This window comes from Nostoc sp. UHCC 0252 (assembly GCF_034931145.1).
In the GTDB taxonomy this organism is placed as follows: Bacteria; Cyanobacteriota; Cyanobacteriia; order Cyanobacteriales; family Nostocaceae; genus Nostoc.
On the sequence record NZ_JAYGHE010000025.1, the window covers coordinates 14,377 to 36,663 of the forward strand.

At 42.2% G+C, this 22,287-nt stretch carries 18 protein-coding genes and 2 pseudogenes; 6 read left to right on the top strand and 14 right to left on the bottom strand.

Annotated features, from left to right (window positions below):
* Positions 1 to 46 precede the first annotated feature (46 nt).
* Positions 47 to 190 (top strand): annotated as a pseudogene (locus VB732_RS15900) (serine/threonine protein kinase); the annotation flags it as partial.
* 531 nt (positions 191 to 721) lie between these two features.
* On the opposite strand, the gene purT reads toward VB732_RS15900, so the two are convergent.
* The 4 genes and pseudogenes from purT to VB732_RS15920 all read right to left on the bottom strand — a co-directional run bounded on the left by purT (position 722) and on the right by VB732_RS15920 (position 4,277).
* The gene (purT, locus tag VB732_RS15905; RefSeq protein ID WP_323231839.1) at positions 722 to 1,885 is read right to left on the bottom strand and encodes a formate-dependent phosphoribosylglycinamide formyltransferase; all 1,164 of its coding nucleotides are present in this window, start codon (positions 1,883 to 1,885) and stop codon (positions 722 to 724) included.
* Positions 1,886 to 1,950: 65 nt separating this feature from the next.
* Positions 1,951 to 2,223 (bottom strand): annotated as a pseudogene (locus tag VB732_RS15910) (pentapeptide repeat-containing protein); the annotation flags it as partial.
* Entirely contained in the window at positions 2,213 to 3,280 is a 1,068-nt protein-coding gene (locus VB732_RS15915; RefSeq protein ID WP_323231840.1) for an ABC transporter permease subunit, read from the bottom strand. The pseudogene VB732_RS15910 and the gene VB732_RS15915, both read right to left, overlap by 11 nt.
* Before the next feature lie 46 nt (positions 3,281 to 3,326).
* The gene (locus VB732_RS15920; RefSeq protein WP_323231894.1) at positions 3,327 to 4,277 is read right to left on the bottom strand and encodes an ABC transporter ATP-binding protein; all 951 of its coding nucleotides are present in this window, start codon (positions 4,275 to 4,277) and stop codon (positions 3,327 to 3,329) included.
* Positions 4,278 to 4,509: 232 nt separating this feature from the next.
* Between VB732_RS15920 and VB732_RS15925 the strand changes: the two genes are divergently transcribed.
* Positions 4,510 to 4,716 carry a hypothetical protein gene (locus VB732_RS15925; RefSeq protein ID WP_323231841.1) on the top strand — a complete coding sequence of 69 codons (207 nt, stop codon included), beginning with the start codon at positions 4,510 to 4,512 and terminating at the stop codon, positions 4,714 to 4,716.
* 219 nt (positions 4,717 to 4,935) lie between these two features.
* On the opposite strand, the gene VB732_RS15930 is transcribed toward VB732_RS15925, so the two are convergent.
* The 4 genes from VB732_RS15930 to VB732_RS15945 form a co-directional block, all read right to left on the bottom strand.
* Positions 4,936 to 5,241 (bottom strand): DUF4090 family protein, encoded by a 306-nt coding sequence (locus tag VB732_RS15930; protein ID WP_323231842.1) that lies wholly within the window; start codon positions 5,239 to 5,241, stop codon positions 4,936 to 4,938.
* Positions 5,242 to 5,332: 91 nt separating this feature from the next.
* Positions 5,333 to 5,587: a hypothetical protein gene (locus VB732_RS15935; RefSeq protein ID WP_323231843.1), complete on the bottom strand. Its 255-nt coding sequence runs from the start codon at positions 5,585 to 5,587 to the stop codon at positions 5,333 to 5,335.
* 186 nt (positions 5,588 to 5,773) lie between these two features.
* The gene (gene ppc, locus VB732_RS15940; RefSeq protein ID WP_323231844.1) at positions 5,774 to 8,851 is read right to left on the bottom strand and encodes a phosphoenolpyruvate carboxylase; all 3,078 of its coding nucleotides are present in this window, start codon (positions 8,849 to 8,851) and stop codon (positions 5,774 to 5,776) included.
* Positions 8,852 to 8,952: 101 nt separating this feature from the next.
* A complete protein-coding gene (locus VB732_RS15945; RefSeq protein WP_323231845.1) occupies positions 8,953 to 9,189 on the bottom strand; it encodes a hypothetical protein in 237 nt (78 codons plus the stop codon).
* 553 nt (positions 9,190 to 9,742) lie between these two features.
* Here VB732_RS15945 and VB732_RS15950 point away from each other — a divergent pair.
* The 4 genes from VB732_RS15950 to VB732_RS15965 all read left to right on the top strand — a co-directional run bounded on the left by VB732_RS15950 (position 9,743) and on the right by VB732_RS15965 (position 16,482).
* Positions 9,743 to 12,751, top strand: a complete 3,009-nt coding sequence (locus VB732_RS15950) for a DUF1574 domain-containing protein (RefSeq protein WP_323231846.1) — start codon at positions 9,743 to 9,745, stop codon at positions 12,749 to 12,751.
* Between the two features lie 107 nt (positions 12,752 to 12,858).
* The gene (locus tag VB732_RS15955) at positions 12,859 to 14,358 is read left to right on the top strand and encodes an MBOAT family protein (protein ID WP_323231847.1); all 1,500 of its coding nucleotides are present in this window, start codon (positions 12,859 to 12,861) and stop codon (positions 14,356 to 14,358) included.
* Positions 14,359 to 14,700: 342 nt separating this feature from the next.
* A complete protein-coding gene (psbA, locus tag VB732_RS15960) occupies positions 14,701 to 15,783 on the top strand; it encodes a photosystem II q(b) protein (RefSeq protein WP_322641922.1) in 1,083 nt (360 codons plus the stop codon).
* Positions 15,784 to 15,981: 198 nt separating this feature from the next.
* Positions 15,982 to 16,482 carry a DUF29 domain-containing protein gene (locus VB732_RS15965; RefSeq protein WP_323231848.1) on the top strand — a complete coding sequence of 167 codons (501 nt, stop codon included), beginning with the start codon at positions 15,982 to 15,984 and terminating at the stop codon, positions 16,480 to 16,482.
* Between the two features lie 10 nt (positions 16,483 to 16,492).
* Here the strand turns inward: VB732_RS15965 and VB732_RS15970 are convergent, their stop codons facing one another.
* From VB732_RS15970 to mfd, 6 genes are all read right to left on the bottom strand, one after another.
* Positions 16,493 to 16,702 carry a type II toxin-antitoxin system HicA family toxin gene (locus VB732_RS15970; RefSeq protein WP_323231849.1) on the bottom strand — a complete coding sequence of 70 codons (210 nt, stop codon included), beginning with the start codon at positions 16,700 to 16,702 and terminating at the stop codon, positions 16,493 to 16,495.
* Positions 16,699 to 16,902 (bottom strand): type II toxin-antitoxin system HicB family antitoxin, encoded by a 204-nt coding sequence (locus VB732_RS15975; RefSeq protein WP_323231850.1) that lies wholly within the window; start codon positions 16,900 to 16,902, stop codon positions 16,699 to 16,701. Before VB732_RS15975 ends, VB732_RS15970 begins: the two co-directional genes overlap by 4 nt.
* Positions 16,903 to 17,034: 132 nt before the next feature.
* Complete coding sequence (locus VB732_RS15980; protein ID WP_323231851.1) at positions 17,035 to 17,679, bottom strand: hypothetical protein; 645 nt, start codon at positions 17,677 to 17,679, stop codon at positions 17,035 to 17,037.
* Between the two features lie 157 nt (positions 17,680 to 17,836).
* Positions 17,837 to 18,217, bottom strand: a complete 381-nt coding sequence (locus VB732_RS15985; RefSeq protein ID WP_323231852.1) for a PIN domain-containing protein — start codon at positions 18,215 to 18,217, stop codon at positions 17,837 to 17,839.
* Positions 18,218 to 18,226: 9 nt separating this feature from the next.
* Positions 18,227 to 18,487 (bottom strand): hypothetical protein, encoded by a 261-nt coding sequence (locus VB732_RS15990; RefSeq protein ID WP_323231853.1) that lies wholly within the window; start codon positions 18,485 to 18,487, stop codon positions 18,227 to 18,229.
* A gap of 89 nt (positions 18,488 to 18,576) precedes the next feature.
* Complete coding sequence (gene mfd / locus VB732_RS15995; RefSeq protein WP_323231854.1) at positions 18,577 to 22,113, bottom strand: transcription-repair coupling factor; 3,537 nt, start codon at positions 22,111 to 22,113, stop codon at positions 18,577 to 18,579.
* Between the last annotated feature and the right edge of the window lie 174 nt (positions 22,114 to 22,287).

Consider the following 22,287-nt stretch of genomic DNA (forward strand, 5'->3'; position numbering starts at 1 on the left):
GCTTTTATTATGTGAAAATTAATATAAGTATTTTGGGGCTACAAATGTGGCTTGGATAGCAGGCAATCAATTGCAAGGTAGCAAATATACTATTGAAAGGGAATTGGGAAGGGGACGATTTGGTATTACTTATTTGGTAAAAAATAAGAAAGGCGATCGCCAAGTCATTAAAACTTTAAATCAGGACTTACGCAAAAATAACGTAACTCTGTCATTACGAGCGATAGCGAGGTAATCCCCCCTGACGCTGGGATTGCTTCCCTACACTCCGTTCCGATCGCAATGACAATATCGGTGTTGCGTAAGTCCTATAAATATCGAATTGTTTTAGGAGAAAAATTCACGTTCAACAACTCCCTTGCCGAGTGTATGTCTGAAGACAAGCCGCAGCGTGTCTACGCCATATTTTTGTAAAACTCAGGCGATCGCTCTCTAAATATTCTCCACCCACAGAAGATTATTTGCGTAGCCTAAAAGTACAGGTCATTTTTCCATTTATCCTTATCATATTCAGCGTGAGTTCAGCGATCGCCCGAATTCAAGAAACGATCGCCCGAATTTAACGTGAGTTCGATAAACCTCTCCCTGCCTTGAACTAAAGTTCAAGTCTGTCCCTCTCCGAGTCGGAGAGGGACGGTTTTGCGTAGTAAAACCAGGGAGAGGTCTTTTTTTACGTCTAATTTAGATGGACACTATAGAGTTTCGCCTTAGCTGGCTATGATTAGAAAATTGTGATTTTATTAGCTGCTTTAGTCGCTTTTTCCCTAGCCTCTTGGATATTCGCACCCTTCGCTAAAGCTACGCCCATTCGCCGATATGGATGAGCATTAGGCTTACCAAATAATTTAATATCTACATCTTTTTCTGACAAAGCATCAGCTACACCACCAAAACTAATAGAATCAGATTTTTCTGAAGCTAAAATTACCGCACTAGCTGAGGCTCCTAGCTGTTCTATATGAGGAATTGGTAAACCTAAAACTGCTCTTAAATGTAGTTCAAATTCATTGAGATTTTGTGAGATTAATGTCACCATTCCTGTATCATGAGGTCTGGGAGAAAGTTCGGAAAAAATGACTTCATCTTTGGTAATGAAAAACTCAACGCCAAAAATTCCGGCTCCTCCTAAAGCATCAGTAACTTTTATGGCTATTTCTTGAGCTTTTAATATTTTGTCTTCAGAAATTAATGCGGGTTGCCATGATTCTTGATAATCGCCTCGTTCTTGGCGATGACCAATAGGAGAACAGAAAATTGTTGGTGCATTCCACTGTTTAATTGTCAATAAGGTTATCTCGATTTCAAAGTCAATAAATTCTTCTACAATCACCTTTTGACTGTCTCCCCTAGAATTAGCGATCGCATAATTCCAAGCCTTCTCAACTTCACTCTTATCCTTGACTACAGACTGCCCTTTTCCAGAAGATGACATCACAGGTTTAACAACATTACTAAACCCAATTTCATCAGAAACTTTAATCAATTCTTGTAGGGTTGTTGCATAACCATATTTAGCTGTTCTGATGCCCAATTGTTGATGCGCCAGTTCCCGAATTCTGTCGCGGTTCATTGTATAGTTAGTAGCAGCCGCAGTTGGTATAACTGTAATGCCTCGCTGTTCAAATTCGATCAATTTTTCTGTTCGGATTGCTTCAATTTCTGGTATGATTATGTCTGGCTGATATTTGCTCACTACAGCTTCTAAATCATCAGCACTGAGCATAGAAATCACTTCATAAGCATCAGCAACCTGCATAGCTGGAGCATTGGCGTAGCGGTCAACGGCAATCACATAATTACCAAGACGTTGAGCCGCGATCGCAAACTCCTTACCTAGTTCTCCTGAACCCAGCAGCATCAATTTTTGGGGCAACTTAATACTCATTAACTTCTCTAGATCAATCTCAATCCAATAATCTTATAATTTTTTGTGTTTTAATTACCGTCTTCTCAAGAGTTAAATCTAGCGCCTCGCATTTGTAAATCTTGCTGTTGTAGCGGAGTTAAACCAGTACCTACACCAAAGTTACACTTATCTACTAGAGTCTCCAACCAAACAGTCTCATTTAAAGTTGCGCCTCGTAAATCTGCATTTCTCAAATCGGCTTTCATCAAATTGGCAAATAATAGGTCTGCATTGACTAAACTACTACCTTGCAGATTTGCTCCAGACAAATCTCCTCGGATAAAGTTTACTCCATCTAAATTTAAATCAGATAAATCCCCATGTCATCAACTGGGAAAAAGCTATAAATAAATAACTTTGTCCCTTGTTGATCATTGAGGCTTGAGGATTACGAAAGGAACGTTTAAGAGCTTGAAAAATACCGTAACTACATAATCCAAAGTTCAATAGATGGAAGCCAATAACACTAACAAAACTTTTCCCTAATGGTAAATAGAAAAACTCCAAGTTTTTGAGGGGAGAAGCATGAGTGATACGGAAAAGATTAGGAAAGAGATAATTCGTTGTTTCCACGGGGTTAAATAGTGTAAACCAAGTAACCGAATTATTTGAATTGTAGCTATAAGACGGTGCCATCAAAATTGGGATGATTAAAAAAATGAAAACGGCACCACTACCTAACCAAGGCTGAAAACCGCTAAACTTACTACTAACTAGACCAAAAAGTAGTGCAGCACTGTAGAAGAAAATACAGCTAGCAGCAAGAATAGCATAGTAACTGAAAATGTTAGTAAAAGCAATTTGGGCAGAAGAACCAGCCCATAAATGTAAAGGAATCGAAACTAAGATTACGAGATAAATTAAACTCGGTACTCCTAGCAACTTCCCTGTCAATATACTTGTTTCTGATTGAGGGCTGAGACGGATAAAATTCAGCGTCCCGCGAGTTTCTTCTTTGGCTAAATCATTGATTATTAAATAAGTTCCTGCAACTAATAGTGTGAATACAAAAATTACACTAAAGGTCAGGAATATATATTCCCAGTGATCTCGCCACCATAACTGCCAATCAATTTGATTTTGGGGACAAATATTTTTTAAGGCTAAATCATTGAAATAAGCAATTTTAGATTGATTTGATTCCTGTAAAGCCTGCTTTTGTAGCGTTTGATATGTTTGACTCAAACGACAGTATGTATTAGTCAGCGAGTATTTCTCGTCAGGAAACTCTCGGAACTGATATAAAAAAACTACCAGTTGCAGCAGTAACGATGTTGCAACTGCGATCGCAACATTAAAAAATTTCAGCCGTCCTTTGAGTTCCCGCAAGAGTTGCGGATTCCAATCGCCGATTTTGTCTATTAAATTGGGCATAGTATGAAAAAATCTCCAAAAATGGGGAGTGGTATTTATTGACGAATTAAGATGCTTGTTTGTGACCTAATTTCAAGAAAATAGTTTCTAAGTCTTCTTGGGTGCAGTGAAAATCAGTCAGAGGAATATCTGCTTTGATGAGCGATCGCAACAACTCAGCACTATCTTCTTCTTTCCCTGAAAAATTCACCCGCACGCTGTTTTTCCCTGATATCACCTCCCACTCTTCTACTAAATGATGGTGTTTCAATTCTCTTAAAAGTGTCTCCAGGTTCCCCAGAGTTGATATCACAATTTGCTGGTGAGAAAGACGTTGATAAAGGTGTTGTAACGAGGTACTTTCTACCAAGAAGCCAAGTTCCATAATTCCTACAGATGTACACAGTTCAGCTAAATCACTGAGAACATGAGAGGAAATAATTACAGTCATCCCAGCTTCTTGCAAAGCCTTGATGATTTCGCGGAAGTGCATCCTGGCGATGGGGTCAAGCCCAGAAACAGGCTCATCTAGTAGTAGTAAAATCGGTTCGTGGATAATGGTTCGCGCTAAACTCAAGCGCTGTTTCATCCCCCTCGACAGAGTAGAAATCTGGCTGTGACGTTTATTTCCAAGTTGGATGAGTTCTAAAACTTCATGTAGGCGTTGAGTGCGGCGCGGTTCTCGCAAGCGATAGAGACGCGCAAAATAATCTAGGTAATCCCAGACTATCAAATCCTCATATAGCGGGTAGTCATCGGGTAAGTAGCCTAGACGACCCTTAAGTTTGGGATTACTCTTGTCACGGAGTAAGCGATCGCCATTAATATAAATCTCACCCGTTGTTGGTTCCTCAGCAGTTGCCAACATTCGGATGAGAGTTGTTTTACCCGCCCCATTGGGCCCAATCAGTCCATATACTTCCCCCGCCTGGATTTCTAAATCCACATCATTAACAGCAACGTGTCTGTCAAATTGCTTAGTTAGTCCACGGGTGCAAATTGCTAATTCTTTTACCATCGCTGCTGGGTTGCGGCTTGTGATTAACACTTAACGTAACCTCTTTCTACAACTTCTGTCAGGCTTGTTTCGGAAATTGAAACTGGCTTTATATAAAGCTGCTTTTAGTCATGGGCATTATTTACCACTATTTTCACTAAAGTTATAAATAATACCGATTATTAAGTTTTGCTACGGGGAATACTAAAGCTAGAAATTTCTAGGTCTTCTCAGTTACTCAGGTAAAAGCTGTATGGATTTTGAATCAATTATGAATATGCCTGTTATCGGGCAAACTATTGCTTATGCTATCGAAGATGGTAGGCAATGGGGACTAAGTTTTGCCAACAATTTTTATTGGGTAGGTAATAGAGATAATATTGCAAACTTGATGATAGATGAATGCCTGTGGACATTCAGTGATTGCCTTCATCAAAGTTTGGAACAGATCATAAGGTAGGATAATGTAGCGATTATCTAAATTATCAGTTTAGGCGATCGCTACCACATAAAACTTTTCTACTTTTCGCCCTTCTCCTGCTGTTTTCGTCGCTCCTCAATGTGAGCAAAGATTTCGTCAATAGTGGGATTTCCTAAGATCCGTTCTTGTGTCTGGTCATCAAAACGGCGATTCAGACAACATACATCTAAATAAATTAAAACTGTTGTAAATTAGCAATTATTTGCCGCTATAAAAAAAGGCAATTTCTTTTTCTTTTAGGGGTGCGAAACCAGCATCTGTAAGCAATTGATCGAGTTCTGCTTGGGGAATGTGTTTTGCACCAATTCGCACAATACGCGATCGCATAGTATTAGATACGCCACTGCGCTGTCTATTACCCTCTAGCGCCATGACTTTACCATAAAGTTCTAATTTGGCAGGTGGAATGGGAGAACCGTCAAAATCAATTCCCCGTGCGATCGCTTCATCAATCGCATCAGCACCTGTGGTAGTTTGATTCCCTGGGTTAGTTTCGGTAGACATGGTGATTTACTCTTCTTCGCTATGAGTAGATTTTACCAGCCTTGCTGACACCAAACCTGCCTTTTGCTGCGGAGGATTGGTAGTCAATAGACTAATCACGAGCTTGTCGTGTCACCAAGCCCCCAACAAAAGCGCCTAAAATAGTGCCTGTCCATAATCCTGTTGTGCTACCTTGCCATATTGCTCCTGGTGTCATCCAAGCGTTGCACATCACCTGGAGACCCCAAGATTGGTTTTGACACTTCTGGCTATGTAGCATGATGGTGATTTGCCCACTAGTGTAAGCACCAAAAAAACCCGATGACAGCGCCAAAAATGTGCAAATTAAAATTCTATTTTTTGTCATTGGGAATTGGGAATTGGGAATTGGGAACTTGTACTGAGCGAAGCCGAAGTATTGGGAGTTGGGAATGGGAAAGAGGACTTGGGTACAAGGAGAAAGACTTGTTGTAAGTTCTAAACTTCTGTCCCCTTGTCCCTCTGCTCCCCCTGCTCCCTGCCCCCTGCCCCCTGCCCCCTGCTCCATTCCCCATCACCCCGTATTTCTCATCCCGGCTGCAATGCCATTAATAGTTAACAATGCTCCTCGCAGTAACTCGCCTTTGCTGTAACGAGAGTGGATAACTCCAGAAGTAGCATTACTATTCATAGACTGACGTAGGCGCTTGAGTAGGGAAACTTGGATAAATCCCAAGGGGACAATTGTGCCATTGCGTAACTGCACAGATCGTTGCAAGACAGGATCGCCATCTAACAGCCGATTATGATCGGTGATTTTCAAAACCAAATCTCTTGTCAGATAGAACTCGCTGGCAATTTGGTCAAAAACCTTGGCAAAACGAAGTTGATCTTCTGGTTTTGACAATTCCTGAACGTAGTGATGTGCCATTTGCATATCTACTTTTGCCAAAGTCATCTCGGCTTTAGAAATTACCATCTTGAAAAATGGCCACTTTACGTAAAAGTAGCGCAGTAATTTCAAGTGTTCTTCTGGTTCTTCGTTCAAGAATTCTTGTAAAGCTGTGCCAATACCGTACCAGGAAGGAAGCAAAAAGCGGGTTTGTGTCCAGCTAAATACCCAAGGAATAGCTCGCAGACTACTTAAATCTTTCTTACCAGATGGTCGGCGGGCTGGACGAGAACTAATTTGTAGCTGGCTAATTTCTTCAATGGGGGTTACTTGATGGAAGAAGTCAACGAAATCAGGCTGTTCGTAGATTAAAGCACGATAATGTTGACGCGATCGCACTGCTAATTCTTCCATAATCTCATTCCAGGGTTCAATATCATCAAACCCTGTCCGCAGTAAACTAGCTTGAATCACAGCAGTGGTGATGGTTTCCATGTGGTATAGTGCCAAGTCCAACAAGGAGTATTTAGAAGCGAGAACTTCTCCTTGTTCGGTAATCTTGATTCGTCCATTGATACTATGACCTGGTTGAGCCAAAATCGCCTCGTAAGCAGGGCCACCACCTCGTCCCACAGAACCGCCGCGTCCGTGGAAAATTCGCAAATTTACATCGTAGCTTTCTGCTATTTGTTGCAGTGATTTTTGGGCTTTATGAATTTCCCAGTTGCTGCTTAAAAAACCAGAGTCTTTGTTGCTGTCAGAATACCCCAGCATTACTTCTTGCAGGTTAAGTGTGAGGAGGGAGGGTACTAGAGAGGCAGGGGAGGATGAATTTTCATCCACAAGACTCTTTGTTTTTGTCTGTTCGTAGCCGCCAGCTAACAAAGCGCGATATAAGGGAAGTTCAAACAGTTTCCGCATGACGCTTCTGGAGCGTTGTAAGTCTTCTACTGTCTCAAATAAGGGGACAACTTGAATGGTTCCGACAGCAATGGCGGGGTCGAAAAGTCTGGCTTCTTTGGCTAAAAGTAATACTTCCAGCACGTCGCTTACGTCGCGGCACATGCTGATAATGTAAGTTTGGCAGATATTTAGACCAAATTCTTGTTGGAGCGATCGCACGACGCGAAAGGTTTCAATGACATCGTTGGTTTTTTCAGAAAATGGTAATTCTGCGGGAATCAACGGCCGCCGGGTTTGCAGTTCTCCTGTGAGCCAAGCGACTTTTTGCTCCTCGGATAGTTCGTTGTAAGGTTGAGGTAATATTTGCAGGTATTGTAGTATCTCATTCAGCGCATCAGCGTGGCGAGATGATTCTTGGCGAATATCTAGTTGTGTCAAGTTAAAGCCAAAAATTTCTACCTGACAGATGAGATTTTCTAATTCTCGACAGCTTAAACCTGTTTCTGTCAAATTGCGCTGAATCATCCGCAGTTCTGCTAAAAAATCGTCTCCCGAACGATACAGGGGGCTGTCTGGATTTTTTGGCGTTTCCCGATTGTACAAAGCTAAATTGCGATCGCGAGTATTTTCTAGCCGTTTCAGTACATAAGCGAGTTTCAGCCGATAGGGTTCTTGTCGATAACGCAGCGCCAGTGCGTCGTACACTTCACTCAACTGCGACTGATCTAACTCCAGAGATTCCAGCAAATCGGGTAAGACATCACTCCAGTGCATCGACACACTCAACAATTCAATCAGATTTTTCACTGACTGAATATATCTCCCCAGCACCATTTTGCGCTGATAGCAAGCGGTTTGCCAGGTAATCTCTGGCGTGACTGATGGGTTCCCATCCCTATCTGAGCCTACCCAGGAACCGAAAGAGCAAAAGTTTTTACTCGGTGGTTCTAACCAAGGAAAGGTATTAGATAAGGTGTGTTTGAAACGTTTATAAAGTTGGGGGATGCCATCAAATAAAACTTCTTGGAAGTAGTGCAAGGCATAATCTACTTCATCTAGCACCGTGGGTTTGAACTGGTGAAGTTCGTCTGTACGCCACCAAAGGCGAATTTCTTCGAGCAATTGTTCGCGGACATCTGCTGCTTCCCAAGCATATCCCCCAGATGCAGCCCCAGAATGGTTTTCCAAAGCATCCAGTTTTTGCAAGAGTTGCACCACCTGTCGCTGCTTGTCGCGGATGGTATGACGAACAATTTCCGTCGGGTGCGCTGTGAAAACTAAGCGGACATCCAGATGAGCAATTAGACGTTGAATCTGCTGGGGTGGTACGTTCTGTTTGAATAAATAGGGAAACAAGGCGGCGAAAGTCCCTTTTGGTTTGACTGAGGCTTTTTCTAGATAATTCTTTGCCAACAATTCTGCTGCTAGTCCCTTGCTAACAGGCGCGTCATCTTCTCTTTGATTGGACGAATAGTTGACATTAGATGCTCTTTCTGCGTCTGTAGCCTCTGTTTCTGCTTCATAGCGACTTAGTTGCTGCCGTTGCTCGTATTCCTGCTCAATGATGTTAATCAATTGAAAATACAGAGCGAAAGCACGAGCCGCACGAATTGCTTCGTTGATATTTAGTTGTTCAATTAATTTGACGGCTGAGGATGCTTGGTCATTTGTTGCTTGTCCTTCTGGCGAACACAAATCGCGCAACTGCCGCAACAAATCTACCATGTTTTGACCGCATTCTTGCCGGAGAACAGACTCCCACAATTCTTCCACTACCTGGAGACGATGACGCAAAAATAATTCCGACACCGGGTATATATCCGCAGTTTGAGACGAAGAGTATAAAAGGGAACCCATATTCTCTATTTTGTAAAGCTAATTACTGTTTACGCTTCTTGGTTTTCTACTGAATGCTCATCGGGCTATTCCTGAGCAAATAATTATTTGGTGTATATTTTCTAAGTTTGATTAGTTTCGCGCTCCTCTGGGAAGTCGAGAATGGGTAGGCGATCGCCTCGAAACAATTCTTCACTGGCTTCCCCTATGGCTTCTAGTGTTCTTACTGTAGTTTTTCCGGTAATGAGCAGCAGTAATATAGACGCTGTGCCTACTTGTAAAAGGAACGATTGGGGAATGGTAAATAAATCGAGATTAGATGGCGGGTTAGTTGAGGGTTCTTGGTTGGCAGGAGGCATTGCTAATTTTTGGTTATGGGAATTGATTTAGGAGTGATTTGTCATTTGTCATTGGTGAGGGCTTTAAGCCTATTTCGTTCCGTAATATACTTGGTTTTTTTTGCGCCAACTTACTTAGGAATTAGGATGAATCCAACGATCAAGGGATGGAGTTTAAATGAGATAAGCTTATTGGTTGTTTCACCTATCAGGAGCGTTAGCGCAGTTGAACGCAAGTCCGGTATTAAAGGACAAGTCATCAGCTAGTCATATAGAATTATTCTGACTCTTAGCTGCTGACTCTGACAATTTTGAATTTTAGGTTTTAGTCTCCTTCAATCCAAAATCCAAAATTCCAAATCTAAAATTCAATGACTCCCTATTAGTAAAATAAACGCAAAACTCAATATTAGTCAGACTTGCAACCTGTACAAGACTATCTTGGCCGATTTTGTAAGCTACAAAGGTAACAAAATTGTTAAAAAAAAACGTCAGAGTGTGATAAACAGATGGTTCTAGTTTACAAGTGCAGGCACTATCCCCTAACAATCGCTTCCTGTAAAGTTAACTTCCCATGAAAACAGTATTACCAGATCGCCAGCAATCCTTAGTGCAATGGGTAAGCCAAGCCACAGGGATCAACACTTTCGGGGTGAAAGTCCGGTTAAGGGGAAATGACCTTCATATTCTTTGTGAAGGTACTGAATGTCCGCAGCGTTGGCGTACTTTGTCTGATTTGCTGCAAGCACTACAGCAAACAAACTTAGATACTCTCACAAGCAGCGAACAAACCTCAATATATCAAGTATTTGTCTATGGCCGAAGAAAAGGGGAACAGCGCCCTAAATGGTGCCATCGGGTTTACTTGAATCAAGTAGATAAGCATCTGGAGCAGGTAGAGCAAGCCTTGCTAGCAGACTCGGAAAAATCAAAGCAATCGGCTGGGGCGCTAATTGTCTCTAACGAAAGTTTGGCACGACAAGGGAACCCAGAGGCGATCGCCAGGTTTCTCAGCGAAACCCTGAGTACTTTGGGTGTATCGGTACAGGCAAAGATTAAACCATATAAATCAAAGAATTCTCAGTCAGAAGAAAATCGCCTGTGGATATTTTGCCAGTCGAGCTATAGCCCGGATGCATCATTGCTTGCTGAACCAATAGCACAAAAGTTGCGTTATCTCAAGCTTTCCGGCTACCAAGATGCGGTAATTGTTTCCCAAGTGAGCGGCGAAACTGCCCCTGACTGGCTGCTGCGGGTGGATTTGACACCAGCAGAGGTAATGTTGAAAGAATGGGCGCGTTGGGGAGATATCCAAGCGATCGCGCGATTATTAACTGAGGTATTGTCAGGATTAAAAGTCGCTGTCCAAGTTTCTCTAAAAGAATCAACTCTACATATTTTTTGTACACCAGCTTTTGATCCTTTAGGAACTGCCCCAATCCCAGATAAAGCGGTGTGTTTAGAGGCGATTGTACCTCAGCTAGAAGCGATCGCACCTCAAGGCATTCTCGCCGCCACCATATACGGACAAAAAGCAGGCGACACGAAACCCACTTGGATTGATTGGCTAGCTTTACCTGCCACAAACCATCCCGCCTTTGCCACATCACCGCTAGATTTGGCAAATACTGGCGATGAGCCAGCCATCATATTTTTACTGGAGCGTTTACTCAATCCTGATTTGGATTGGCGTTTGTTGACAGGTGGAGTTCGCGTACTTCTGCTGAACAGAAATGATTTATTGCACATCTTATGTGATGCGCCTGTTTGTCCACCACGTCAACAAGTAGCAAGTAAAATTACGCAGTTTATTCGCCATTTGAAAATTCCCGGTATTATGGGAGTACGTGTATACGGTCGCCGGGCTGGGAATAAAGAACCTTTTTGGCACTATGGCGTTGATCTTGGACATCGCCAACGTTTAGTACCAGAAGCAACCCCAGAATTCGCTGCTACCTCTAAATACGTTGATGATTTGATCCCCTCTGAGACTAGTGAGCCAATTTTGCGCCCAGACTTAACAACAGAAGAAGTTCAAAGTTTTGTAACAGAAGTAGCGCGAGATTGGATAGCAACGGCCAGTGCAACCGCGAAAAAATTGCTGTTAAAAAGTCAGCTATTTACCGAAAGCCACCAGTTAGCAGAACAAAATCCTGACAATCAAGGACTTAAGATTGCCCTAGTTTGGGGGACATTGGGATTATTACTTACTCTGCAAACTGATTGGGTGTTGGGTCGAATTATTGCACAGACTAAACCGATGTCAAAAGTTGCTAGTGTCTTGCCTTCATCATCTGAGCAAAAGGCATCCTTGACATCTGGAAAGACTGAGAACGAGAAAACGTCATTTTTTACCAGCACTTCCAAAAGAAAATCTTCTGCAAATCAGAGTTCTGTATTTAATGCTTCTGAGTTTACCCAAGGTGATGATCCTCCGACAAATAATTTGGCAGCCGCCCCACTGAAAGAAAAAGCAACCGCAACAGCTATTCTTTTAGCAGCGCGATCGCAAATGCCAAGTTTCAATGTTAGGCAGTTAGATGAGCAACTAGCACTGTATAAACAGCGTTTGGCGAGAACAGGTACACCGCCAGATGTGTTGATTATCGGCTCATCTCGCGCCCTCAGAGGAGTAGATCCAGCAGCACTTTCTAAGGCTTTAGCTACTGAGGGTTATCCAAATATTGACGTATTTAACTTTGGGATTAACGGTGCTACTGCCCAAGTTGTAGACTTTGTGATTCGCCACGTCCTGGAACCATCAGAACTGCCTAAAATAATTGTTTGGGCAGATGGGGCCCGTGCTTTCAACGGTGGACGCGAGGATATTACTTTTAAATCCATTGCTGCATCAGCTGGTTATAAACAAGCAATCCAAAAAGCACCAACAACTGCAAGTAATACTGATTCTCCTGAAAATCAAGAAGGTTCGAAAGAAGAGAACGTAAAAGAAGAAAAACAGGAAATTAGCGCCTATCAAGCTGTCAATGACTCATTAAATCAGGCACTAGCCTCTCTTTCTGGTAGCTATGCAAACCGCGACCAAATAAAAAGTTTATTGCAAAAACAACTGCTTATATTTGGTCAAGACCAGACAGTTACATCACAAAAACAGCAAACAGACGGAACTTCAAATGAAATTACTTCCCAGCAAGCAGTTGATTTTGATGGCTTTCTAGCTTTATCAATCCGCTTCAATCCTGCTAGATACTATCAAAAATATTCTAGAGTTACCGGAAATTACGACAACGACTATAAATCTTTCCAAGTACAAGGACAGCAAGATGCTGCTTTCCAAGAAGTGCTTCAGTTTACCCAGGCTCGAAAAATTTCCTTAGTGTTTGTCAACATGCCTCTCACGGCAGATTATTTAGATCCAGTACGTAAAGGATATGAGCAAGAATTTCAGCAATATATGTTGGTTCAAGCGACTAATCCCAACTTTATATATCGAGATTTAAGCCAAAGGTGGCCAAAAGCCAATGATTACTTTTCTGATCCCAGTCACCTTAACCGCTTTGGAGCATACGAAGTCTCCAAAAAGCTGGCAAACGATCCGATGATTCCTTGGCCAGTGAAGTAAGCGGTTGGGAATTGGGAATTGGGAATTGGGAATTGAAAATGAAGAGAATAATTTCCAATACCCAATGACAAATGACAAATGACTAACAAATGACAAATGACTAACAAATGAACTTTATATCAATTTTTTATGGACTGTTCTTATTGAGTATTTTAGGAATTTACTGGTCTTTAGCAGAACATAAATTACGATTATGGACGCTGCTAATTGCTAGTTTGGTTTTCTATTCATCTTTGCACATTCAGTATGTGCCATTACTATTAGCATTGACGTTTATTAATTTTCGTATGGGTCTGGAGATTGGTAAAAATACATCACCAGGAAAACATTCTCTTGACTGGCAAATTTCTAATGAGGAGTGGCAATTTGCCCAAGGTGACTGGAATCGTCGTCGTCTAAAAATTTTGTGGTTGGGGATAACTTTAAATGTTTTACTATTATTAGCTTTTAAGTATCTAACCCCTTTATTTAAGTTTGTTTTTAATATACAAACAAACTCACCAGATAACTCTTTTAAATTGATTGCACCCTTGGGAATTTCATTTTTCACCTTTGAATGCATTGCTTATTTAATAGATGTCTATCGCGGTGCGCCTGCTACCGATCAGTTTCTCAAATTTGCCACCTACAAATTATTCTTCGCTAAACTTATTTCCGGCCCGATTACGCGCTACCACAATTTAGCAAACCAATTCAATACGCTAGACTTTCCTAGTGCCGATAAAGTAGCACAGGCGCTGTGGTTAATTGCTAGAGGTGCAGTCAAAAAAGGTATTTTTGCAGACCATTTGGGAATTTTTGTTGATTTATGTTTTGGTAACTTACAACGGGCGGGTAGTACCGATCTCTGGTTAGCAACATTCGCCTACGGCTTGCAATTATATCTAGATTTCAACGGTTATGTAGATATTGCCCGTGGTAGTGCTTTGCTTTTCGGCTTGGTTCTACCTGAAAATTTTGACTTTCCCTACTTCAGTACCAGTATTGGAGAATTTTGGCGGCGCTGGCATATCACTCTCGGAGATTGGCTACGTAACTATGTCTACTTTCCTTTGGGTGGTTCGCGTCGGGGTTTAGTTCGTACCTGCTGGAATTTATTCACTGTGATGCTAATCGCTGGTATCTGGCACGGGGCTGCTTTGGGTTATGTAGTTTGGGGCATATTGCACGGGTTAGCCTTGGTGGTTCATCGACTTACAGATGCTATGAGCGATCGCTTTGAAAATTTAGAACAATTCTGGCAAAATCCTTTAGGTATCTTCGTCGCTTGGTTCTTGACTCAACTGATGGTTTTTACCTCGTGGATTTGGTTCCGTCTACCTAATCTCGAAGACTCTTCTTTAGTAATTCGACACCTTTGGGGTTATCCGGCTGATATCCAGTTTGCTCAGAAGGTCTATGTGGATGCCTTAAATATCAGCCAATACCAACTCACCTGGATACTTCTAACTTTAGCGGCAATGATGACTGTAGTTTATGCCTTCAATCGAATGCTGAAGTTAGAGTTTAACTGGCCCATTAAGCTTGTCTTTGTTCCCATCTGTTTCTATGCTGTCTGGTTATTAGCTCCTGAAGGCAGTTTGCCCTATATATACTTTGATTTTTAAGTTTCTAGAAGCAATCAACAGCAACATAAGACAATGTACAACTTATTATTTCGTTACAAATTAGTTGGGGTTATTTGTAAAGGAATGTAAAGGGAATTAAATAGGCGATCGCGTCATTGAAACTTATAGCTTGAAATTGCTGAAAAAGCCGCAACGCTTACTTTTATCACTATTATTAATAGTAGGAAAACTTTACATTTCGACGAGCTTGTTAAAGAATTGCATTACAGAATATTAAGTCAGAGATCGTGTCCAAGTAATTTCATGTAGACTGTAATTCAACAGGCATAAAACAAAATCTGCTTGTTCCATTTTTAACAAAAATATAGCACTTATAAAACAATGACCACAACCTTACAACGGCGCTCTGACGCTAACGTATGGGATCGCTTTTGCGAGTGGATTACCAGCACCGACAACCGTATATATATCGGTTGGTTTGGTGTATTGATGATCCCAACCCTACTAGCTGCTACCACCTGTTTCGTAATTGCCTTTATCGCTGCTCCTCCAGTAGACATCGATGGCATCCGCGAACCAGTTGCAGGTTCTTTAATCTACGGAAATAACATCATCTCTGGTGCAGTTGTTCCTTCCTCCAACGCTATTGGCTTGCACTTCTACCCAATCTGGGAAGCTGCTTCCTTAGATGAGTGGTTGTACAACGGTGGCCCTTACCAGTTGGTAGTTTTCCACTTCTTGATCGGTTGCGCTTGTTACCTGGGTCGTCAGTGGGAACTTTCTTACCGCTTAGGTATGCGTCCTTGGATCTGCGTAGCTTACAGCGCACCTTTGGCTTCCGCTACCGCAGTATTCTTGATCTACCCCATCGGTCAAGGTTCTTTCTCTGATGGTATGCCTTTGGGTATCTCTGGAACCTTCAACTTCATGATTGTGTTCCAAGCAGAACACAACATCTTGATGCACCCCTTCCACATGCTAGGTGTGGCTGGTGTATTCGGCGGAAGCTTGTTCTCTGCAATGCACGGTTCTCTAGTAACCTCTTCTTTGGTGCGTGAAACCACCGAAACCGAATCACAAAACTACGGTTACAAATTCGGTCAAGAAGAAGAAACCTACAACATCGTTGCAGCCCACGGTTACTTCGGTCGTTTAATCTTCCAATACGCTTCTTTCAACAACAGCCGTTCACTGCACTTCTTCTTAGCAGCTTGGCCTGTCGTCGGTATCTGGTTCACCGCTTTGGGTATCAGCACGATGGCATTCAACTTGAACGGTTTCAACTTCAACCAATCAATCATTGACTCTCAAGGTCGCGTTATCAGCACCTGGGCAGACGTAATCAACCGCGCTAACTTGGGTATGGAAGTAATGCACGAGCGTAACGCTCACAACTTCCCCCTAGACTTAGCTGCTGGTGAAGTTACTCCTGTTGCAATGACTGCTCCTGCTATCAACGGTTAATTCTGAAGATTTAACTAAATAAGAAACGCCCTCCAGAAATGGGGGGCGTTTTTTTTGCTAACTGTTTAAGTTCCATGACTCGTAATAATTGATTTGCCGACACTGGTAAAGTACGATAGCGATCGCTCTTGATAGCAGAATTACTGGAGTTTGAGACAGTTATACAATAAAGCAAAGACGTGAGGTTTAACTAACCTAATGCGTATACCTGAAACCAACCCAAAGATACCAATGCCTTCACCAAGCCTCTACGAAACTGATTTTTACGCTTGGACACAGCAGCAAGTAACTTTACTTCGCAATGAGCAGTGGAGTCAGATTGATCTGCAAAATCTAATTGAGGAGATTCAATCTTTGGGTAAACAGCAACGTCAAGAACTGCGAAACCGTCTGAGTGTGTTGATTGGACATTTACTAAAATGGCAGTACCAGCCTCAACGCCGTAGCCGTAGCTGGTTAGCAACACTTCGTATTCAACGCTTAGATATTGCAGAACTTCTCGAAGACAATCCTAGCCTAAAGCCCTATGTTGAAGAAGCACTTCGCAAAGCCTACCTTAAAGGTGTCGAATTAGCTCTTGGAGAAACAGATTTGCCCAAGCGGACTTTTCCGGTAGAGTGTCCTTACAGTTTGGTAGAGATTGTGGACTATGATTTCTACCCCGGTGAACCAAGCAAGTTAGTGGATGAATCAGAGTAGTAATTTGAAATTAAAGTAAATCTTTTTCAGATAGCTGGGCTATTTTCATCAAGGCTTTCAAGCTTCCAACTTTCAAATTTTGATTGCAGTGAACAGGAATTGACAGGATTTTTTCTACTTCAGGGTTTTCATAAATATGATGACTGCCAGTAATTCTTTGCAAAACCCAACCTTTTTGCTCCACAATCTTAGAAAGTTGCTTGCCAGAAATCGATTTCATACAGCAATTTCGACAACTTGATCCGTTGACTCAATTACATTACGACTGTTAGCAACTTCAAGCCAACCTTCAATAGCATCTTTTAAATTAGCCATTACCTCTTCTATGGTGTCTCCTTCGGTAATACAACCAGGAAGCGCCGGAACCTCTGCCCAATAGCCGCCTTCTTCTGCTGGATGAATGATTGCTCTAATTTTCATAGACTTGTTGAGCTAGTTTGTGAGAATATGCTAACAACGATACCTGTTTACTCTTAACTATAGCTACTCAAATTAATGTTGTTCATTCCAACAGAGTGTTAAGCCATGCTAATTGACTGCCTACACTTCTCTTTAAAGTTCAAGCATGTCAAGCAGATTATAGTCATTTATTCTCCCTTTTTTTAAATCTAAATATTCTTGATATGTTTTGAGATTGTGTTGCTCAACATCTCTAACAAATCCTTTTTTCTCACTGTTCATTTTTCTCATCAAAGTTATTGATCCAGAACTGAGGCAGAAATCAATCTCCCCAATTTGAGCAACTTTTTCAGACAGCCTACCTTTACGGTTTACCTGCTTTAATTTCCCGCTTTTAGAAAGACGGTTTAACTTCACAGATAGAGTCTCTTCTTCTTCCCCCAAAAAATATTCACAATAATGATAAATTCTAAATCCATAATCTGCTAAATCTATAGATGAATCTTCTAAACTATTATGTTGTTTGATCCTCTGAATGCATTCATCAAGTAGGTCTGCCATGCGATCGCAAACAAACTGACATATATCTACATACTCAAGTCGATTTTTTGGAAAGTAGTCAATCTGAGAATGAAAAAAAACTGCTGAACCAGATATTCGATATCCCCAAACTACAACTTCTCCCTCATCCTCCCAAGAATCAGGACATTTAATTTGATTTCCATACATATCCGTACTATCAAAAATACTCTCAATACCAAGGTATGTTGGGCCAATGTGAAACTTTGCTTTTTCCATCGTTGGTTGTCCGCGCTAGAGAAACTTAGATGCCTAATCTCTCACAGGCAAAACTAAACTCACCACCGAAATTACACAGATAACAGTGATGTCTATGACTAGCTATGCCTACGCACTTTGCATTTTTTACTCAAAATATCGCAGTGTTGATTGGCTGTTAACGTGTGTAGGGTTGTGCCATAACCAGGCCAGGAACAACACGGTAATGTTTAACATTGAATGTACAAAGTGTTGCACCTTGCCCAACAGCACAAGCAGCTATCAGCGCATCTAACAACCCTAAACTGTGAGATAAATGGTAGGTCGTAAAGTCAGACAAGGCGCGAGTCAAGTCAGCCTCAGTAGGCCAAACTACAGGTAGCGGTGCAACCAGTTTTAAAGCATTACTCAATTGTTGCTTGTTTTGAGAATCCTGAATCAGTTCCATGACTACAAAGCCTGCTACACTGGGCAACTCTGATAAACTGGCAAACCAAGTTATTGCAGGAGCATGACCTCGTTGAATATCAATCAAAACGTCGGTGTCTAGCAAATACATCAACTTTGCCTATTCTCGCTCACGGGTTTGGGCCTCATAGCGTAACTTGCGAGCGTATGCTTGGCTATCTGTAATATCAGGTCGTGAGTTTATCACACCTTCACTCTGCCAATAAGCAACGAGTTCGGCTCCTGTCTTGGGAGGATTTGCTACAACCTGTCTCACAGAAAGAATCCGAAGAATGTATTCAGAAAGAGGAAGATTTAACCGAGAAGCTTCAGTAAAAAGCTGGTTTTCTAACTCTGGTGGCAAATCAAGATTAATACTCACTCTGGTTATCCTCTGTAGATTTAGTTCTTAATTGATAAAAACTTGAGCAAAACTTATCAAGCAATTGATGACTAACCTTTTGCTAGCATTTAAACAACAGCCGCCTCTGGAATTGCACCTTGCATTCTCCCGAAAGCATCAATCAAATTCTGCAATTGTTGATCTGCTTTAAAAACTCCTAATCCGCGTACTGTCACTTTCCCAGGAGAATACACAAAGCGCGTTTTGAGATTGTCTGGTAAATTCGCCGCCAACAAATTCCAAGCTGGTTCTTCCATCGGCGTTTCTAAAACGACGTGCTGCTTTTGTTCTGGTTTAATGCGGCTAAAGCCGAGTTTTTTCGCTAGCTGTTTGAGTTCCATGACTCGCAAAAGTTGATTGGCAGACACTGGTAAAGTACCATAGCGATCGCTCCACTCGGCTGCAATCTGATTTAATTCTGATTTAGATTTAGCTGTGGCCACCGCTCGGTATGCACTCATCTTTTGATCCAAATCGGTAATATAATCTGCTGGGATAAATGCTGTGAGATTAAGGTCAATCTGCGTATCTTCCACTTTCGGAATTTCTTGTCCTCGGATTTCCCGAATTGCTTCTTCCAGCATTTCCATGTATAAATCAAAACCGATGGCATCCATTTGACCGGATTGTTCTGCACCTAGCAAGTTACCTACACCCCTGATTTCCATGTCGCGCATTGCTAGCTGATACCCAGAACCTAACTGAGTAAATTCCTGAATCGCTCGTAATCGTTGCCGTGCTGCATCAGATAATTGCCGTTGCTTCGGATAAAATAACCAAGCATGAGCTTGTATCCCTGCACGTCCCACACGACCGCGTAATTGATACAGTTGTGCCAATCCAAAGCGATGAGCATCTTCAATCAAAATCGTGTTGACTCGTGGAATATCTAAGCCAGATTCAATAATTGTCGTACAAACGAGGATATCTGCATCGCCATTACTGAAGGTGAGCATGGTTGATTCTAACTCGCTTTCATCCATCTGACCGTGAGCGATCGCAATCCTAGCCCCTGGTAACACTTCTCGTAAATTGGCTGTTGTCTCTTCAATTCCATCTACTCGTGGAACTACATAAAAAACTTGTCCACCTCTGTCTAATTCTTGACGAATTGCACTGCGGATACTTTCGGAATTTATTGGTGACAGATGAGTTTTAATCGGTCGTCTAGTTGGCGGTGGTGTGGTAATCAAACTCATTTCCCGAATTCCTGACAAGGACATATATAAAGTCCGGGGAATGGGAGTAGCGGAAAGGGTAAGCACGTCTACTTCAGTTTTCAAGCTTTTAATTTTCTCTTTCTGATTTACCCCAAACCTTTGTTCTTCATCCACCACCAACAGTCCTAAATCCTTGAAGGCCACACCTTTACCTAAAATTTGATGTGTACCAACTACTACATCTAATTCACCCGTTGCCAATCTCTTTTGAATATCGCGGCGTTCTTCAGCAGAGCGAAAGCGGTTGAGTAAGCCAACATTCACGGGATAAGGTGCAAAACGTTCTTTGAGTGTATGGTAGTGCTGCTGTGTTAAAATCGTCGTTGGCGCAAGGAGTGCCACTTGTTTACCGGCGGTGACTGCTTTGAAAACAGCACGAATCGCCACTTCCGTCTTTCCGAAACCGACATCGCCACAAACTAAGCGATCCATTGGGCGATCGCTCTCCATGTCACGTTTCACATCTTGAACAGCTTTGAGTTGATCCGTTGTGGGTTGGTAGGGGAAGGAATCTTCCAATTCTTCCTGCCAAGGCATATCACCAGGAAAGCTAAAACCTTGTTGTTTCGATCGCGCTGCATACAGTTTCAACAAGTCCACCGCTAACTTTTTGATCGCTTTGCGGACTTTATTCTTGGTATTTTCCCAAGCTTTGCCAGTCATCCGATTGAGTTCCGGTGCTTTATCACCTCCGGCACGAAACCGAGATAAAGCACCTACTTGATCGGCAGCGACTCTTAATAACCCATCAGCATACTGCACCGCCAAATAATCACGGGTTTCGTTATTAATCATCAAACTTTCCAGCTTGACAAATTTACCAACACCGTGGTTTCTGTGAACTACATAATCGCCTGGACGTAGTTTATTAGGATCAACTTGCTTAGAAGTAGCTTTGTGGCGCTTGCGGATATAGCCAGGAGTCGCCAAAGAATGCTGCCCAAAAAATTCCCGATCTGTAACAATTACTATTCGGTATGTCGGCAGAATAAAACCTTCTAATTCCGCCAGACCAGAATATTTTAGGGCTATGGGAATATGGTTAATTTGCAGCTTATCGATCGCTTGGTAGTCGCGGGGGTTGGGGATAAACTGAGCCGGACAATCATGTTCTTGCAACAACGAGACAGAACGCGAAGGTTGAGCAGAAAGTAGCCAGATCGAGAAATTGCGATCGCGTTCTTGGCGGATGGTTTCAGCTAGTTTAGCAAACTGGTGCGGTGTGACTGGAAGCGATCGGCTAGAAAGATTAATCCCACTATTTTCTTCTGACAGTTCCGATAAATATAGGGTTTTAAATTTGGCAACATCAGCCAAACACTCATCAAAAGACCGATGTATTCTCGGTACCTGCTTAGACTCTTCCCCATTCCCGATTCCCCATTCTCGATTCCCCATCCTCCATTGTTCCTCAGCATTTTCTACCCAGCGATCGCTATGAGCATGGCACTGTTCTGGTTCATCTATGGCAATCAGGGTATTTTCTGATAAGAAATTTAGCAGAGATGCTGGTTGCTCAAAAGCCAACCCCAAAAAGCGACGACTCCCTTCAATCAGTGATGAGTGCTGAGTGCTGAGTTCTGAGTCAGAATTTAACTCAGCACTCAGCACTCGGAACTCAGCACTATTCTTCAGTGCCGCCATCACGATGGGAGCAAAGCTAGTAGGGGTGAGAATTAACTGGCCAACTTTATCGAGGGCGGAACGTTGAGTTGCAGGGTCAAATTCCCGCATTTGCTCGATTTCATCGCCAAACCATTCCAGGCGCACTGGAAACTCAGATGAAACGGGGAAAACATCAACAATATCACCGCGTCGGCTCCATTGCCCTTCTGTTTCCACTAGAGGTACTCTTTCATACCCCAGAATAGTTATTTTCTCACTGAAGGCATTCAAGTCAAATTCCATCCCCCGCTTCAAGGTAAGACAGAATTCGCTAAAAGCCTCTGGTGGTGGTAAATGGGGTTGCAGCGCCCCTTGAGTAGCCACAATTGCCTTCTTAGGTAATTGAGAATTAGGAATTGGGATCTGGTTTTCTTCCCCATTCCCCATTCCCAAATCTGCCAATACCTGCATTTGTCCCCAACTCATCTCAGTTTCTGGGTCAAAAGGCTCGTAGGGAGAAGCCTCGGAGGTGGGGTAAAAATGTACTGTCTGCCATCCCATTGCCTCTAGTTGTGCATAGACACGTCCAGCTTCTTCCAGAGTCGCGCAAACTACAAATAAATCTTTGCCCTGAGCCTGCGCCAATGCCGAAGCCACCAAACCCTTGGGTAATCGAGAAATGCCATTTAACCGCAATTCTTGTTGTCGGTTTAGCTTAGAAATAAACTCAGTGGTTAAAGGCGATCGCACTAAGGCACGCACAATAGAAGAAAATGACATAAGTACTACTAGCGGTGGGAGTCTTTGTGAGTCAGAAAATTTTGAGGCAGTTTATGTCAACTATTTTAAAAGTGTTGACAACCTTCTTATTCTTTGGATGGAAGAATAATCTACAGTAACTAATAAACTTAAGAACTATAACTACTACTTTGTATACATTTTATAGAAGCACCT

Bases quoted from the DNA above. Each gene is read 5' to 3' on its own strand.
- VB732_RS15920 (WP_323231894.1), bottom strand. From the start codon at position 4,277: ATGGTAAAAGAATTAGCAATTTGCACCCGTGGACTAACTAAGCAATTT.
- VB732_RS15975 (WP_323231850.1), bottom strand. From the start codon at position 16,902: ATGAAAATTAGAGCAATCATTCATCCAGCAGAAGAAGGCGGCTATTGG.
- purT (WP_323231839.1), bottom strand. From the start codon at position 1,885: ATGAGTATTAAGTTGCCCCAAAAATTGATGCTGCTGGGTTCAGGAGAA.
- VB732_RS15980 (WP_323231851.1), bottom strand. From the start codon at position 17,679: ATGGAAAAAGCAAAGTTTCACATTGGCCCAACATACCTTGGTATTGAG.
- VB732_RS15970 (WP_323231849.1), bottom strand. From the start codon at position 16,702: ATGAAATCGATTTCTGGCAAGCAACTTTCTAAGATTGTGGAGCAAAAA.
- VB732_RS15985 (WP_323231852.1), bottom strand. From the start codon at position 18,217: ATGTATTTGCTAGACACCGACGTTTTGATTGATATTCAACGAGGTCAT.
- VB732_RS15935 (WP_323231843.1), bottom strand. From the start codon at position 5,587: ATGACAAAAAATAGAATTTTAATTTGCACATTTTTGGCGCTGTCATCG.
- VB732_RS15925 (WP_323231841.1), top strand. From the start codon at position 4,510: ATGGATTTTGAATCAATTATGAATATGCCTGTTATCGGGCAAACTATT.
- VB732_RS15965 (WP_323231848.1), top strand. From the start codon at position 15,982: ATGCGTATACCTGAAACCAACCCAAAGATACCAATGCCTTCACCAAGC.
- mfd (WP_323231854.1), bottom strand. From the start codon at position 22,113: ATGTCATTTTCTTCTATTGTGCGTGCCTTAGTGCGATCGCCTTTAACC.
- VB732_RS15945 (WP_323231845.1), bottom strand. From the start codon at position 9,189: ATGCCTCCTGCCAACCAAGAACCCTCAACTAACCCGCCATCTAATCTC.
- VB732_RS15955 (WP_323231847.1), top strand. From the start codon at position 12,859: ATGAACTTTATATCAATTTTTTATGGACTGTTCTTATTGAGTATTTTA.
- VB732_RS15950 (WP_323231846.1), top strand. From the start codon at position 9,743: ATGAAAACAGTATTACCAGATCGCCAGCAATCCTTAGTGCAATGGGTA.
- VB732_RS15915 (WP_323231840.1), bottom strand. From the start codon at position 3,280: ATGCCCAATTTAATAGACAAAATCGGCGATTGGAATCCGCAACTCTTG.
- psbA (WP_322641922.1), top strand. From the start codon at position 14,701: ATGACCACAACCTTACAACGGCGCTCTGACGCTAACGTATGGGATCGC.
- VB732_RS15930 (WP_323231842.1), bottom strand. From the start codon at position 5,241: ATGTCTACCGAAACTAACCCAGGGAATCAAACTACCACAGGTGCTGAT.
- ppc (WP_323231844.1), bottom strand. From the start codon at position 8,851: ATGGGTTCCCTTTTATACTCTTCGTCTCAAACTGCGGATATATACCCG.